General features: G+C 75.8%; 11 protein-coding genes. 5 read left to right on the top strand and 6 right to left on the bottom strand.

What is annotated here, in order from left to right:
• Positions 1-192: 192 nt before the first annotated feature.
• Positions 193-1,299, top strand: a complete 1,107-nt coding sequence (locus tag D7M15_RS27770) for an aminoglycoside phosphotransferase family protein (RefSeq protein WP_121520003.1) — start codon at positions 193-195, stop codon at positions 1,297-1,299.
• 89 nt (positions 1,300-1,388) lie between these two features.
• Here the strand turns inward: D7M15_RS27770 and D7M15_RS27765 are convergent, their stop codons facing one another.
• The gene (locus tag D7M15_RS27765; protein WP_121520002.1) at positions 1,389-1,886 is read right to left on the bottom strand and encodes a hypothetical protein; all 498 of its coding nucleotides are present in this window, start codon (positions 1,884-1,886) and stop codon (positions 1,389-1,391) included.
• A 185-nt stretch (positions 1,887-2,071) separates the two neighbouring features.
• On the opposite strand from D7M15_RS27765, the gene paaK reads away from it, so the two are divergent.
• Positions 2,072-3,367, top strand: coding sequence for a phenylacetate--CoA ligase PaaK (gene paaK / locus D7M15_RS27760; protein WP_121520001.1), 1,296 nt, complete (start codon positions 2,072-2,074; stop codon positions 3,365-3,367).
• A gap of 23 nt (positions 3,368-3,390) precedes the next feature.
• Here paaK and D7M15_RS27755 read toward each other — a convergent pair whose 3' ends face one another.
• On the bottom strand, positions 3,391-5,040 hold the full coding sequence (locus tag D7M15_RS27755) for an NAD(P)/FAD-dependent oxidoreductase (RefSeq protein WP_121520000.1): 1,650 nt from the start codon (positions 5,038-5,040) through the stop codon (positions 3,391-3,393).
• An 87-nt stretch (positions 5,041-5,127) separates the two neighbouring features.
• Positions 5,128-7,470, bottom strand: coding sequence for a serine/threonine-protein kinase (locus tag D7M15_RS27750; RefSeq protein WP_121519999.1), 2,343 nt, complete (start codon positions 7,468-7,470; stop codon positions 5,128-5,130).
• A 197-nt stretch (positions 7,471-7,667) separates the two neighbouring features.
• Between D7M15_RS27750 and dhaK the strand changes: the two genes are divergently transcribed.
• Both dhaK and D7M15_RS27740 read left to right on the top strand, forming a co-directional pair.
• Complete coding sequence (gene dhaK / locus D7M15_RS27745) at positions 7,668-8,660, top strand: dihydroxyacetone kinase subunit DhaK (RefSeq protein ID WP_121519998.1); 993 nt, start codon at positions 7,668-7,670, stop codon at positions 8,658-8,660.
• Positions 8,661-8,711: 51 nt separating this feature from the next.
• Positions 8,712-9,137, top strand: a complete 426-nt coding sequence (locus tag D7M15_RS27740) for a PTS fructose transporter subunit IIA (protein ID WP_206337524.1) — start codon at positions 8,712-8,714, stop codon at positions 9,135-9,137.
• Positions 9,138-9,190: 53 nt separating this feature from the next.
• Here the strand turns inward: D7M15_RS27740 and D7M15_RS27735 are convergent, their stop codons facing one another.
• Both D7M15_RS27735 and D7M15_RS27730 read right to left on the bottom strand, forming a co-directional pair.
• On the bottom strand, positions 9,191-9,682 hold the full coding sequence (locus D7M15_RS27735) for an NUDIX domain-containing protein (protein WP_121519997.1): 492 nt from the start codon (positions 9,680-9,682) through the stop codon (positions 9,191-9,193).
• A gap of 90 nt (positions 9,683-9,772) precedes the next feature.
• The gene (locus D7M15_RS27730; RefSeq protein WP_206337439.1) at positions 9,773-10,558 is read right to left on the bottom strand and encodes an aspartate/glutamate racemase family protein; all 786 of its coding nucleotides are present in this window, start codon (positions 10,556-10,558) and stop codon (positions 9,773-9,775) included.
• A gap of 85 nt (positions 10,559-10,643) precedes the next feature.
• Here D7M15_RS27730 and D7M15_RS27725 point away from each other — a divergent pair, with 85 nt between their 5' ends.
• Complete coding sequence (locus D7M15_RS27725) at positions 10,644-11,846, top strand: glycosyltransferase (RefSeq protein WP_240649527.1); 1,203 nt, start codon at positions 10,644-10,646, stop codon at positions 11,844-11,846.
• 28 nt (positions 11,847-11,874) lie between these two features.
• On the opposite strand, the gene D7M15_RS27720 is transcribed toward D7M15_RS27725, so the two are convergent.
• Complete coding sequence (locus D7M15_RS27720; RefSeq protein WP_121521534.1) at positions 11,875-13,302, bottom strand: TerD family protein; 1,428 nt, start codon at positions 13,300-13,302, stop codon at positions 11,875-11,877.
• Between the last annotated feature and the right edge of the window lie 190 nt (positions 13,303-13,492).

Genomic DNA, 13,492 nt, shown 5'->3' with positions numbered 1-13,492 from the left:
AGCATTCGCCAGGGTTCGCCAGGGTCCGCCAGATGGTGTGCCACCCGCGCTCTGGTGTGCCGTAGGAACGCGCCACCCCGGCCCGGAAGCGGCCCGCACGACCCGCATTCCCCAGGGTGCACGGTCCGTCCGTGCCCGCCCCGGGCCGGGCGCGCAGTCAACCGTCGGCGCGCGAAGGGAGCATGCTCGCCCATGTATCCAGCAACGTCCCCCGTGTCCGCACCTCCCCGGCCGCGGCACACGCAGTCGTACGGAGGACCGCGGCTGGCGCACGGTACGCGGGGCGGCGCCGCCCCCACGCCCAGCGGGAGGCTGGACCTGTCCGGCCCGCAGGGCGCGCAGCTGCGTGCCGTCGTCACCTCCGTCCTCAAGGTCTGTCCCGACTTCCAGCCGGTCCAGTTGCTGCGGCGCAGCGGCCGTTCCGTGCTGCTGGCGGGCACGGTCGGCAGAATGCCCGTCGTCGCGAAGTGCTTACTCGACCGCTCCCCGGAGTGGGTGGAGCGGTTCCAGCACGAGATAGCGGCGTACCGCACGTTCGTACGCCACCGGCCGCCGGTACGGGTGCCCCGGCTGGTCGCCGCGGACCCGGAGGCGGGCACGCTCGTCACCGAGCGGATGCAGGGGCGCCCCGGCGCGCTGCAACGGCACCCCTTCGAGGCGGTGCCCCGGGCGGACGTACGGACCGTGCTGGGCGCGGTGTGCCGCGTCAACACGTGGCGCCCCCCGGGCGGTTCCTTCGACCGGCCCCTGGACTACCCGGCGCGACTCGGCCGCTACCACGAGCTGGGGCTGCTGACCGACCGCGACCTCGGCGACCTCGGGAAGCTGCTGCACGGCATCGCGCACGCGGGCGGCAGGCAGCAGACGCAGTGGCAGTTCTGCCACGGTGACGCGCTGCTGTCCAACATGCTGCTGTCACCGGCCGGGCCGGTGCTCGTCGACTGGGAGCACACCGGCTGGTACCTGCCGGGCTTCGACCTCGCCACCTTGTGGACGGTCCTCAGCGAGGCGCCCGGCGCGCGCCGCCAGATCAGTCAACTCGCGCACGCGGGCGGCCCCGCGGCCCGCGACGCGTTCCTGGTGAACCTGATGCTCGTGCTGACGCGGGAGATCCGTACGTACGAGACGGCCGTGCAGCGCGCGATGCGCGAGCCGCCGCCCGTCCTCCCGCCGCGCGGCCAGGACCGGGCGGGTGGCGGCATGGCGTACGGCGAGGAGCAGCGGCTGCTGCTGCGGCGGCTGCACGACGACTGCGGGCAGGCCCGCCGGGCGGTGCGGGCGGCCGTCGGCACGCGCTGACGCGCGCGGGAAGGCGGGCGAGCGCGCGGAGGACGCGGGAGCGGGGCACCGGGGGTGCGCCGCTCCCGTACGCGCGGGCGGGGCCGCCGTTACTGCTGGAACAGCTCCGCGGGCAGCGGCTTCAGCAGCGCGTACAGGTCGCCGGTGATCGGCCGGTCCCAGCTGGCGATGGTCACCAGCACGCCGTCGCTGCGGTCGAACTGCACGCAGGAGACGCGGCTCTCGGAGCACTTGACGCGGCGGACGATCAGCAGGTTGCCGTCGTGCATCACCGGGTCCTCGTCGGTGCCGGTGACGTGCACCGGCTCGTCGTTCTCCAGCGCGACCAGCAGCTGCGCCACCTCGAAGGGCACCTCGCCGTCGGCGACCTCGCGCGCGGGCGCGCCCTCCGGGAGGTTCCCGATGATCATCGCGGGGCCGCGGCCGCCGAACAGGTCGTAGCGCAGGAACACGCCCTGGCAGGTGCCGTCCGGCGCCGGGAGCAGGCCCGCGCCGAGGTTGCCCGGCCAGTCGGACGGGTCCATGGCGAGGACATCGAAGTCCGGCCCGGCGGGCACTGCGGCGTTGCGGCGGCGGAGGAACGACATGGGGTCATCGTACGTGCCGGTCCGCGGGCCGCTCCCCCGGCCGGTGCCCGTACCGGGCGGGTCCCCGCACCCCCGCGCGGGCGCGACGTCTTGACCGGTCGACGGCGACGCTGCTTACTGGAGCCGCCCACCGGACCCGTCCGGACGTCCCCGGGCGGCCCGCCGCCGCCCCGTGGAGGTGCCATATGCAGCAGCCGGACGCCGCGGAACGGCTCACGCGTGACGAGCTGCGCGCCCTCCAGCTGGAGCGGCTGCGCGCCTCGCTGCGTCACGCGTACGACCACGTGGCCGCGTACCGCCACGCGTTCGACGCCGCCGGGGTCCACCCCGAGGACTGCCGCACGCTGGCGGACCTGGCGGCGTTCCCGTTCACCACGAAGGAGACGCTGCGGGAGAACTACCCGTTCGGCATGTTCGCCGTCCCCCAGGAGCGGGTGCGGCGGCTGCACGCCTCCAGCGGCACGACCGGCACCCCGACCGTCGTCGGCTACACGCGGCGCGACCTGGACACCTGGGCGGACGTCGTCGCGCGCAGCATCCGCGCGGCGGGCGGGCGGCCCGGGGACCGGGTCCACGTGGCGTACGGCTACGGGCTGTTCACCGGCGGGCTCGGCGCGCACTACGGCGCGGAACGGCTCGGCTGCACGGTGATCCCCGCGTCCGGCGGGGTGACGGCCCGGCAGGTGCGGCTGATCCAGGACTTCGCGCCGCGGGTCATCATGGTCACGCCCTCGTACCTGCTGACGCTCCTCGACGAGTTCGAGCGGCAGGGCGTGGACCCGCGCACGACGTCGCTGCGCGTCGGCCTGTTCGGCGCCGAGCCGTGGACGGAGGCGATGCGGCGCGAGATCGAGGAGCGCCTCGCGATCGACGCCGTGGACATCTACGGGCTGTCGGAGGTGATCGGCCCGGGGGTCGCGCAGGAGTGCGTGGAGACCAAGGACGGGCTGCACGTGTGGGAGGACCACTTCTACCCGGAGGTCGTCGACCCGGTGACCGGCGCGGTGCTGCCCGAAGGGGAGCCGGGCGAGCTGGTGTTCACGTCGCTGACGCGGGAGGCGACGCCCGTCGTGCGCTACCGCACGCGTGACCTGACGCGGCTGCTGCCGGGCACCGCCCGCCCGGCGTTCCGGCGGATGGAGCGGGTCACGGGACGCACCGACGACATGATCATCCTGCGCGGTGTGAACCTCTTCCCGTCCCAGGTCGAGGAGATCGTCCTGCGCACCCCCGGCGTCGCGCCCCACTTCCGGCTGCGGCTGACCCGCGAGGGACGGCTGGACCGGCTGACCGTTCGGGCGGAGGCGCGGCCCGGCGCGGCGCCGGAGCAGCGGGAGGCGGCGGCGGAGCGGATCGCGGGGGCCGTACGGGACGGGATCGGGGTGTCCGTCGAGGTGGAGCTGGCCGAGCCGGGGACGCTGGAACGGTCGGCGGGGAAGTTCAACCGGGTGCTGGACGAGCGCCCGACCGGCTCCGCCTGACGCGCGCCGGTCACCCCTGCAGGTCACCCGGGTCCGGCGCCCCGCGCCTCCAGGACGGCCATCGCCGCGTTCTGCCCGGCGACGCCGCTGACGCCGCCGCCGCGTACGGCGCCCGCGCCGCACAGCAGCACGTTCGCGTGCCGGGTGGCGACGCCCCAGCGCGCGGCGGCCGTGTCCGCGGTGGTGTCGTCACCGGTCGCGGGCGTGTCGTTGGCGTACGGGAACGACAGGTCGCCGTGGAAGATGTGGCCGCCCGGCAGCCGGAGTTCGCGCTCCAGGTCGACGGGTGACTTCGCCTCGACGCACGGCCGTCCGTCGGCGTCGGTGGCGAGGCAGTCCGCGAGCGGCTCGGCCAGGTGCGCGTCGAGCTGCGCGAGGGTTGCGGCGAGCAGCGCGTCGCGGCGCGCGTCGGCGGCGCCCGGGTCGTCCGCGTCGCCCGTGAACAGCTCCGCGGGGGTGAGCAGCCCGAAGAGGGTCATGGTCTGCCAGCCGCGTGCGGCGAGGTCGGGGCCGAGGATCGTGGGGTCGGTCAGCGAGTGGCAGTAGATCTCCGAGGGCGGCGCCGTCGGCAGCTCCCCGGCGCCGGCCTGCCGGTGGGCTTCGGCCAGCTGCGCGTACCCCTCGGCGACGTGGAACGTGCCCGCGAACGCCTCTCGCGGGTCCACCGCCTCGTCGCGCAGCCGGGGCAGGCGGCGCAGCAGCATGTTGACCTTCAGCTGCGACCCGCTGGTGGGCGGCTGCGGTCCGGGCTCGCCGAGCAGCGCGGCGAGCGTGTCCGGGGAGGCGCCGACGAGCACGTCGCGCGCGGTGACGGCGTCCTCCTCCCCCGCCTCGTCGCGGTGGCGTACGACGGCGGCGGAGTGTCCGTCGGTCTCGATCGCGTACGCCTCGTGCCCGGTGCGGATCTCCGCCCCGGCGCCGCGCGCGGCGTCCGCGAGGGCGTCGGTGAGGGCGCCCATGCCGCCGACGGGCACGTCCCAGTCGCCGGTGCCGCCGCCGATGACGTGGTAGAGCAGGCAGCGGTTCTGGAGCAGCGACGGGTCGTGGGCGTGGCTGAACGTGCCGATCAGCGCGTCGGTGAGGACGACGCCCCGCACGGTGTCGTCCGCGAAGTGCTCCTCGACGGCCTCGCCCACCGGCCGTTCGAACAGCGCCTCCCAGGCCGCGCCGTCGTCGACGCGGGCGCGCAGCGCCGACCGGCTCGGGAGGGGCTCGGTGAGGGTGGGGAAGACGCGGGCGGCGACCCGTTCCGTCATGGCGTAGAACCGCTGCCACGCGGCGTACTCCCGTTCCGAGCCGGTGAACCGCGCGAACGCCTCCCGCGTCCGCGCCTCCCCGCCGCCCACCAGCAGCCCCGTGGGGGTCCCGCCGCGTACGACGGGGGTGTACGAGGAGACGGCCCGCCTGCGTACGGCGAAGCGCAGCCCCAGGTCGTCGACGATCCGCCGCGGCAGCAGGCTGACCAGGTAGGAGTACGCGGAGAGCCGGGCGTCCACGCCGCGGAACGGGCGGGTGGAGACGGCGGCGCCGCCGGTGCGCGGGGCGCGTTCCAGCACCAGGACGGCGAGTCCGGCGCGGGCCAGGTAGGCGGCGGCCACCAGGCCGTTGTGGCCGCCGCCGACGATCACGGCGTCGTACGCGGACCGGGCGGGCCGGGAGGGGGTGTCGGGCATGGCTCCTGGGTAGCACGGGCCCGGCGCCGCCGCCAGCACGCCTCGATGGCGGGGACCGCCGGTACGCGTCCCCGCACCGTACGGGCGTCAGCGCCCCGGCGTACCCCGGTCCTGCCAGCCGCGCACGGCCGCCACCCGCTGGTACAGCTCGGCGGCCTCACCGCCGCGTCCGAGCCGGTCCAGGCAGTGGGCCTCGTCGATGCGGCTGTTGAGGGTGTCGGGGTGCTGCCCGCCCAGCACCCGCTGCCGGGCCCCGGCCACCTGCTGGTAGACCGCCAGCGCCTCCGACCAGCGGCCCAACTGGCTCATGGCGACGCCCAGTTCGCGTCGGCTCACCAGGGTGTCGGGGTGGTCGGCGCCCAGCACCCGGTCCCGTAGCGCGCTCACGTCCTGGGCGAGCGCCAGCGCCTCGTCCCAGCGGCCGAGGCGGCCGAGGTTGACGCCGAGCCCGTGCCGGGCCCGCAGCGTCTCGGGGTCGACGGGGCCGAGCGTGCGGGTGCGGATCGCGGCCAGGTCGCGGTACAGCTCCAGGGCCTCCTCCGAGCGGCCCAGCCGCCCCAGGCTGATGCCCGCCTCGTAGCGGGCGGCGAGCGTGTCCGGGTCCTCCGGGCCGAGGGTGCGGGCCCGCGCGTCGGCCACCTCCAGGTAGGTGCGCAACGCCTCCTCCCAGCGGTCGAGACGGCCCAGCGCGTACGCCACCTCGTAACGCGTGACGAGGGTGTCCCGGTGGTCGGCGCCGAGCACCCGCGCCCGGGCGTCCGCGACCTCGCGCGCCATGGCGTACGAGTCCTCCAGCCGTCCGAGACGGCTCAGGTTGTACGCGAGGTTGTGGCGGCAGCGGAGCGTGTCCGGGTGTTCCATGCCCACCGTGCGCTGGCGCGCGGCCAGCACCTCGGAGTACACGGTGTGCGCCTCCGCGTGCCGCCCCAGTCTGCCCAGCACGTACGCGGACTCCTGCCGCGCGGCCAGCGTCTCGGCGTGGTCGGGGCCGAGGACCCGCTCCCGCCAGGCGACGACGTCGTCGTAGGCGCGCATCGCGTCCGCGTACCGGCCGAGGCGGCACAGCGCGAACCCCAGCTCGTACCGGCTGGCGAGGGTGTCCGGGTGGTCCGGGCCGAGGGCGCGTTCGCGTTCGGCGGCGACCATCCGGTGCGTCTCCTCCGACTCCGCCCAGCGGCCCACGCGGCCCAGGTCCAGGGCCGCGCCGTGCCGCTCCGCGAGCCACGCCAGCCGCTCCGGCGCCGGGACCGGCCCGGACGGGCGGGGGCCGCCGTTCTGCGCGGGGTGCGGGGCGGCGCGGCCGCCGTACGCGGCCGGACCGGGGCCGACGACGGGTGGCGCCGCCGGGACGGCGGGCGGCCCGGACGGCGCGGCGGGCGGCGGGCCGGGGGTGAGGACGAGCGGCGGCTGCATCGGGCCCGTCCACCGGCCGGTCAGCCCGGCCACCTCGCCGACGGGCGGCACCATCCGCACCTGGCCGCCGGTCGTCGCCCGCGAGCCGGTGCCGATGCCGTGCGTCCAGCCCGGCATGCCGAACGACTGCTCCTGGCGCGGCGGGTCGGACTCCTGCGGCTGGTCGGTCCGCAGGACGCCGGTGAGCCGCCGTACGATCTCGGCCGCGTCGCCGGGCCGCTCCCCCGGCTGCTTCGCGAGCAGCGACATGATGGCGGCGTCGAGCGGCTCGGGGATGTCGGCGCGGCGGGCGCGCGGCGGTACGGGCGGGGTGTCGCGGTGGCTGACGAGGACGGCCCACGCGTCGTCGCTGTCGAACGGCGGGACGCCGGTGGCGAGTTCGTACAGCACGCAGCCCAGCGAGTAGAGGTCGCTGCGGTGGTCGACGGCGACACCGGCGATCTGCTCGGGCGACATGTAGTGCGGGGTGCCCATGGCGATGCCGCCGCCGGTGAGCCGCGAGGTGAAGCCGATGTCCTGGCCGAGCCGCGCGATGCCGAAGTCGCAGATCTTCACGGTGCCGTCGGCGGTCCGCATCACGTTGGCGGGCTTCAGGTCGCGGTGCACGATGCCCTGGGCGTGGGTGTACGCGAGGGCGTCCGCGACCTGGCTGGCGATGTCCGCGACCTGGAGCACGGGCAGCGGGTGGTGGCCGTTGGCGCTGAGCAGCTGGCTGAGGTTGAGCCCGTCGAGCAGCTCCATCACCAGGTACAGGACGCCCTTGTGCTCGCCGAAGTCGTGCACCACCGTCACACCGCGGTGCTGGAGCCCGGCGGCGACGCGCGCCTCGCGCCGGAAGCGCTCGCGCAGCACCGGGAGGAAGGACCTGTCGCCGTGCTCCCCCGTCGGTTTCAGGCATTTCACGGCGACGGCGCGGCCCAAGGACTCGTCCTCGGCCCGCCACACCTCGCCCATGCCCCCGCGCCCGATGAGTTCGAGCAGTCGGTAACGGCCCTGGATCAGCGTGGTCTCCGCCATCGCAGCAGTCGCCCCTGTCGTCGCTCGTGCCCTCGCGGATCAGTATGACTTCCCGCGTTTCGTATGTGTAAGCCGGGCGGTCGACCCGCCCGTACGGGCGCCGCTCCGCAAGTGCGTCCGCCGTGGTCGTTCCACCGGACGCGGGTGTACTGCTTGAGTGGTCCCGTCCGTGACGGCGCTGTACTGGGAGGCCCGTGATGAAGCAGCTGATCAACGTTCCGGAGACCGTGGTGGCCGACGCGTTGCGCGGGATGGCCGCCGCGCACCCGGAGCTGACGGTCGACGTGGAGAACCGGCTGGTCGTACGGGGCGACGCCCCGGTACGGGACAAGGTGGCGCTGGTCTCCGGCGGCGGGTCCGGGCACGAGCCGCTGCACGGCGGCTTCGTGGGCCACGGGATGCTGGACGCGGCCTGCGCCGGTGAGGTCTTCACCTCGCCCGTGCCCGACCAGATGGTGCGGGCCGCGGCGGCCGTGGACAGCGGGGCGGGCGTGCTGTTCGTCGTGAAGAACTACACGGGCGACGTGCTGAACTTCGAGATGGCCGCCGAACTCGCCGAGGACGAGGGGGTGACCGTCGCGAAGGTCCTCGTGGAGGACGACGTGGCCGTCACCGACAGCACGTTCACCGCGGGTCGGCGCGGCACGGGCGCCACGCTGTTCGTGGAGAAGATCGCGGGGGCCGCCGCGCAGGAGGGCGCCCCCCTGGAGCGGGTGGAGGCGATCGCCCGGCAGGTCGCCGGATCGGCCCGCAGCTTCGGGGTGGCGCTCGACGCGTGCACGACGCCCGCGAAGGGCAGCCCCACGTTCGACCTGCCGTCCGGCGAGCTGGAGCTGGGCATCGGCATCCACGGCGAGCCGGGCCGGGAGCGCCGCGCCATGATGACGTCCGGCGAGATCGCGGACTTCGCCGTGGACGCCGTACTGGAGGACCTCCGTCCCGACGGGCCCGTGCTGGCGCTGGTCAACGGGATGGGCGGGACGCCGCTGCTGGAGCTGTACGGCTTCGGCGCCGAGGTGCACCGGGTGCTCGGGGAGCGGGGCGTGCCCGTCACCCGCACCCTCGTCGGCAACTACGTGACGTCCCTCGACATGGCGGGCGCCTCCGTCACGCTGTGCCGCGCCGACGAGGAGCTGCTGCGGCTGTGGGACGCCCCGGTCCGTACGCCCGGCCTGCGCTGGGGGGTGTGACCGGTGTCCGGCACGGAGGACGGCGCGACGGGCGGTACGGAGGGCCGGGCGGTGGACGCGGCGCGGGACGGCGGTGCCGGGGCGCGCGTGGGGCTCGTGCTGGTCTCGCACAGCGCCGAGGTCGCCGCGTCGGTCGCCCGGCTGGCCGTCGCCCTCGCCGGGGGCACCGAACTCGCCCCCGTACGGGCCGCGGGCGGCACCCCGGACGGCGGATTCGGCACGGACGCCGACGCCGTCGCGGCGGCGGCGCGGGAGGCGGACGAGGGCGCGGGCGTGCTGCTGCTGACCGACCTGGGCAGCGCCGTGCTGACGGTGAAGGTGCTGCTCGCGGAGGACGAACTGCCGCCGGGCGCCGAGCTGTTGGACGCGCCGTTCGTGGAGGGCGCGGTCGCGGCGCTGGTCACGGCGTCGGGCGGCGCGGGCCGCGCGGAGGTCGCGGCGGCGGCCCGCGAGGCGTACGACTACCGCAAGGTCTGAGCGGGCACGCGGGGCCGGGCGCGGCGCCCGGTCCCGCGGCCGCGCGGGCGCCGTCACCCGGTCACGGCCCACGGGTCGGCGGCGGAGAACCAGGTGGGCCCGTCGCCCGCCGCCTGCTTGATCCGCAGCAGCGCGAAGTCCTCCAGCGGAGGAAGGGCGTCCCGCGCGAACCAGCCGACGTCCAGCGACTCCTCGTCGTTCACCCGCGCCTCGCCGCCGACGGCCCGGCAGCGGAACGAGATGTCCATGAACTGGCAGCGGTCGCCGTTCGGGTACTCCACGGGCTCCATGCCCTGTACGACGACCACCCGCTCCGGCACGCACCGTACAGCCGTCTCCTCGTACACCTCGCGCACCGCCGTGACGGCGGGCTGCTCGCCCGGTTCCGCGATGCCGCCGATGATCGACCAGCGGCCGGTGTCGGCGCGGCGGGCCAGCAGCACACGGTCCGCGTCGTCGAGGACGACGGCGCTCACACCGGGCAGGAACAGCAACTGCCGCCCGGCGGTGACGCGCAGCTCGCGGATGAAGTCGGGGGTACCCATGGGCCCGACCCTACGTGTCGTGGGCGCGCCGCCCGCGTCCCCTCGACGAACCCGCGCTCCCGCCCTCGTACGGGCCGGTGGGCGCCCGGGTCAGGGCGTCGCTGGGGCGCCCGCGAGCAGCCGTCCCTCGGCGTAGCGGAGCGCCGCCGGGGGCAGCGCGCCGGGCCTGCCCGCGCGCAGCACGGTCACGGCGCCGGTGGGCGCGGCGTCCGGGTCGGGGCGCGCGCCCGCGCGGCGCAGCGCCTGCTCGGCGACGGCCGCCGCCGAGCCGCGCAGGTCGGCGGGGGGCGGCGCGGTCGGGGTGGTGGCGGCGCGGATGCGGGTGGCGACCAGCTCGTAGTGGGTGCAGCCGAGGACGACGGTGCGCACGCCGGACGGGGTGAGTCGGGCGGCGGCGGTGACGGCCGCGTCGATCGCGGGCTCGTCGCCGCTCTCGACGGCGTCGGCCAGCCCGTGGCAGGGCACCTCGGCGACGCGGGCGCCGTTCCCGAAGTCCTCGATGAGCCGCCGCTGGTACGGGCTGCCGGTCGTCGCGGGCGTCGCCCACACGGCGACCGGTCCGCCCGCCGCCGCGGCGGGCTTGATCGCGGGCACGGTGCCGACGACCGGGATGTCCGGCTCCAGTTCGGCGCGGAGCACCGGCAGGGCGTGCACGGAGGCGGTGTTGCAGGCGACGATCAGCGCGTCCGGGGCGTACGCGGCGGCGGCGCGCGCGCAGGCGAGGGCCCGTTCGGCGATGTCGGCCGCCGTGCGCGGGCCCCACGGCATGCTGTCGGGGTCGGAGGAGAGCACGAGGTCGGCGTCCGGCCGGAGCCGGCGCACCGCGGAGGCCGCGGCGAGCAGTCCGAGGCCGGAGTCGAGGAGCGCGATTCTCACGGGCCCCAGCGTACGGCGTGCCCGGACGGCGGCCGTCACCGCGCGGTGCCCGCCCGTACGGGCGCCGCTCCGGCAGACTGCGCCGGTGAGCGTACCGACCTGGGCGGCGCTGGCCGCATTCGGCGCCTGGACCTGGCTGCTGCTGGGGCACGGCTTCTTCTGGCGCACCGACGTCCGTCTCCCGCCGCCGCCGGACGGCGTGCCACCGGGCGGCGGGACCTCGGGCGGCGACCGTGCCGGGCCCGTACGGTGGCCGCCGGTCGCCGTGGTGGTGCCCGCGCGGGACGAGGCGGGGGTGCTGCCGCACAGCCTGCCGTCGCTGCTGGCGCAGAAGTACCCGGGCCGCGCCGAGGTGTTCCTCGTCGACGACGGCAGCACCGACGGCACCGGCGCCGTCGCGCGCGCCCTGGCCGACGGGGAGCCGGGCGGCCTGCCGCTGACGGTGGACTCCCCCGGCCCGCCGCCGCCGGGCTGGACGGGCAAGCTGTGGGCCGTACGGCACGGGACGGCGCTGGCCCGCGCCCGTACGGACCCCGCGTACCTGCTGCTGACCGACGCGGACATCGCCCACCACCCGGACTCGCTGCGGGAGTTGGTGTCGGCCGCGCGCTCCGCCGACCTCGAACTGGTGTCGCTGATGGCCCGGTTGCGGACGGACGGCGGCTGGGAGCGGCTGCTGGTGCCCGCGTTCGTGTACTTCTTCGGGCAGCTCTTCCCGTTCCGCCGGGTCAACCGGCCGTCGGCGCGCACGGCCGCCGCCGCGGGCGGCTGCGTGCTGCTCCGCGCGGACGTCGCCGTACGGGAGCGGCTGCCGGACAGCATCCGGGGCGCGGTGATCGACGACGTGACGCTGGCCCGCGCCGTCAAGCGCGGCGGCAGCGGCCGCGTCTGGCTCGGGCTGGCCGACGGGGTGGTGAGCGTGCGCCCGTACGTCGGGCTGCGCGAGCCGTGGGACATGGTGGCGCGCAGCGCGTACGCCCAACTCCGTCACAGCCCGGCCGTGTTGGCCGCCACGGTCGCGGGCCTGGCGCTGGTCTACCTGGTGCCGCCCGCCGCCGCGTGCCTCGGCGCGGTGACGGGCGACGCGGCGTGCGCGGCGGCCGGTGCGGCGGCGTGGGCGGTGATGGCCGGGACGTACCTGCCGATGCTGCGCCTTTACGGGCTGTCGCCCTGGCGGGCGCTCACGCTGCCGCTGACGGCGGCCCTCTACCTGCTGATGACGGTCGACTCCGCCGTACGCCACCACCGGGGGCGCGGCGCGGCCTGGAAGGGCCGCACCTACCCCTGACGGCGCGTCAGGAACCGTACGGGGACGGTCACTTGCGACCGGGCGTCCACTGCATGCCCCAGCCGTACGCGTGGTCGACGGTCCGCTGCGGGCTGACGCCCCGGTCGGGGACGAGGTAGCGGGCCTCGCGCTGCACGACGAGTTCGCCGCCCTGGTTGGTGAGCAGGGCGAGGGCGCACACGGTCGACGGGACGGTGCACTCGTCGAGGTGGAACTCGACGGGGGCGCCGTGCTGCGGCTGGAGCGTCACGGTGGCGTTGAGGTTCGCGAAGCTGCGCGCGCCCTCGTAGACGGTGACGAACAGCAGGAGGCGGCGCAGGTCGTTGACGTGGTCGAGGTTGACGGTGAGGTTCTCGCCGGACTCGACGGCGCCGGTGCGGTCGTCGCCGTCGAGGTGCACGTACGGCGGCTGGTGGATCGCGCCGAAGGCGTTGCCGAGGGCCTGCACGACACCCTTCCGGCCGTCGGCCAGCTCGTACAGGGCGCACAGGTCCAGGTCGAGGTCGGAGTGCATCGCCATGGCCCGGCCCAGCTTGGCGCCCCAGCCGGAGAACTGCTTGCGCACCTCCCAGTTGAGGTTGACGCGCAGCATGCCGGAGGTGCCGCCCTGCTTGCTGAGCGAGACCGTCGGGGACGCCTTGGTGAGCGTCACCTTCGTCAGCCGTACGGGCCCGCCGCCGGTCTGCGGGGCGGGCGCGGCGGGGGCCGGGGGTGCCTGCGGGGGCTGCGGGGCCTGGGGCGCGTACGGAGCTTGGGGCGCGTACGGGGCCTGGGGTGCCTGCGGCGGCGGGACCTGCGGGGACGGGAAGGACGGCAGCGTCGGCGCCGAGTGGGACGGCGGGGCGGTCGGCGTGGCGGGCGTCTGCGGCGCGTACGGCGCCTGCGGGGCCGCGGGTGCCCGCGGCGCGGCGGGCGCCGGGGGCGCGGCCGGTGCCTGCGGCTCGTCCACGCTGATGCCGAAGTCCGTGGCCAGTCCGCCCAGTCCGGAGTCGTAGCCCTGGCCGACCGCGCGGAACTTCCAGGCGCCCTGCCTGCGGTACAGCTCGCCCAGCACGAACGCCGTCTCGCTCGCCGCGTCGGCGCTGTCGAACCGCGCCAGCTCGGCGCCGTTCGCCGCGTCCAACACCCGTACGTACAGGCCGGGGACCTGGCCGAACGTGCCGCCGTCGGCCGAGGCGGCGACGACGACCGTCTCGACGGCCGGTTCGACGCGCTCCAGGGCGACGGACAGCGTGTCGGTCACGGCGCCGCCCTCGGGGCGCTTGCCCTCGTGCCGGACGGCGCCGGACGCGTGCTGGGGCTGGTTGTAGAAGACGAAGTCGGCGTCGGAGCGCACCTTTCCGGAGACGAGGAGCAGCGCGGAGGCGTCGACGTCCGGCACCCCGGGGCCGGCACGCCAGCCCAGCTCGACCCGTACGGCCGCGGCCGGTACGGGAACGTTGGTGCCCTTGGCCATGGTCATGGTGATCCCCTCGTGCTCGTGTCGTCGTGCTCGTGTCGGCCGCGCGCGACGGCGGCGTGACGCCTCCGCCAACCTATTGCACCCGGTCAACACAGGCGAGGAGCGGCCTTGTTACAAGATCTGAACACAACCGAACGTCCGTTTTCCACTGATTCATAGGTGTTGTAATCAAGCGACCACTCCG

This window comes from Streptomyces sp. Z26, from assembly GCF_003665095.1.
In the GTDB taxonomy this organism is placed as follows: domain Bacteria; phylum Actinomycetota; class Actinomycetes; order Streptomycetales; family Streptomycetaceae; genus Streptomyces; species Streptomyces phytohabitans.
This window is presented reverse-complemented; position numbering and strand designations above follow the sequence as displayed.

What these genes read in the sequence shown, in the direction of transcription:
- paaK (WP_121520001.1), top strand. Translation starts at nt 2,072, where the DNA reads ATGCAGCAGCCGGACGCCGCGGAACGGCTCACGCGTGACGAGCTGCGC.
- D7M15_RS27755 (WP_121520000.1), bottom strand. Translation starts at nt 5,040, where the DNA reads ATGCCCGACACCCCCTCCCGGCCCGCCCGGTCCGCGTACGACGCCGTG.
- D7M15_RS27770 (WP_121520003.1), top strand. Translation starts at nt 193, where the DNA reads ATGTATCCAGCAACGTCCCCCGTGTCCGCACCTCCCCGGCCGCGGCAC.
- D7M15_RS27720 (WP_121521534.1), bottom strand. Translation starts at nt 13,302, where the DNA reads ATGGCCAAGGGCACCAACGTTCCCGTACCGGCCGCGGCCGTACGGGTC.
- D7M15_RS27735 (WP_121519997.1), bottom strand. Translation starts at nt 9,682, where the DNA reads ATGGGTACCCCCGACTTCATCCGCGAGCTGCGCGTCACCGCCGGGCGG.
- D7M15_RS27750 (WP_121519999.1), bottom strand. Translation starts at nt 7,470, where the DNA reads ATGGCGGAGACCACGCTGATCCAGGGCCGTTACCGACTGCTCGAACTC.
- dhaK (WP_121519998.1), top strand. Translation starts at nt 7,668, where the DNA reads ATGAAGCAGCTGATCAACGTTCCGGAGACCGTGGTGGCCGACGCGTTG.
- D7M15_RS27765 (WP_121520002.1), bottom strand. Translation starts at nt 1,886, where the DNA reads ATGTCGTTCCTCCGCCGCCGCAACGCCGCAGTGCCCGCCGGGCCGGAC.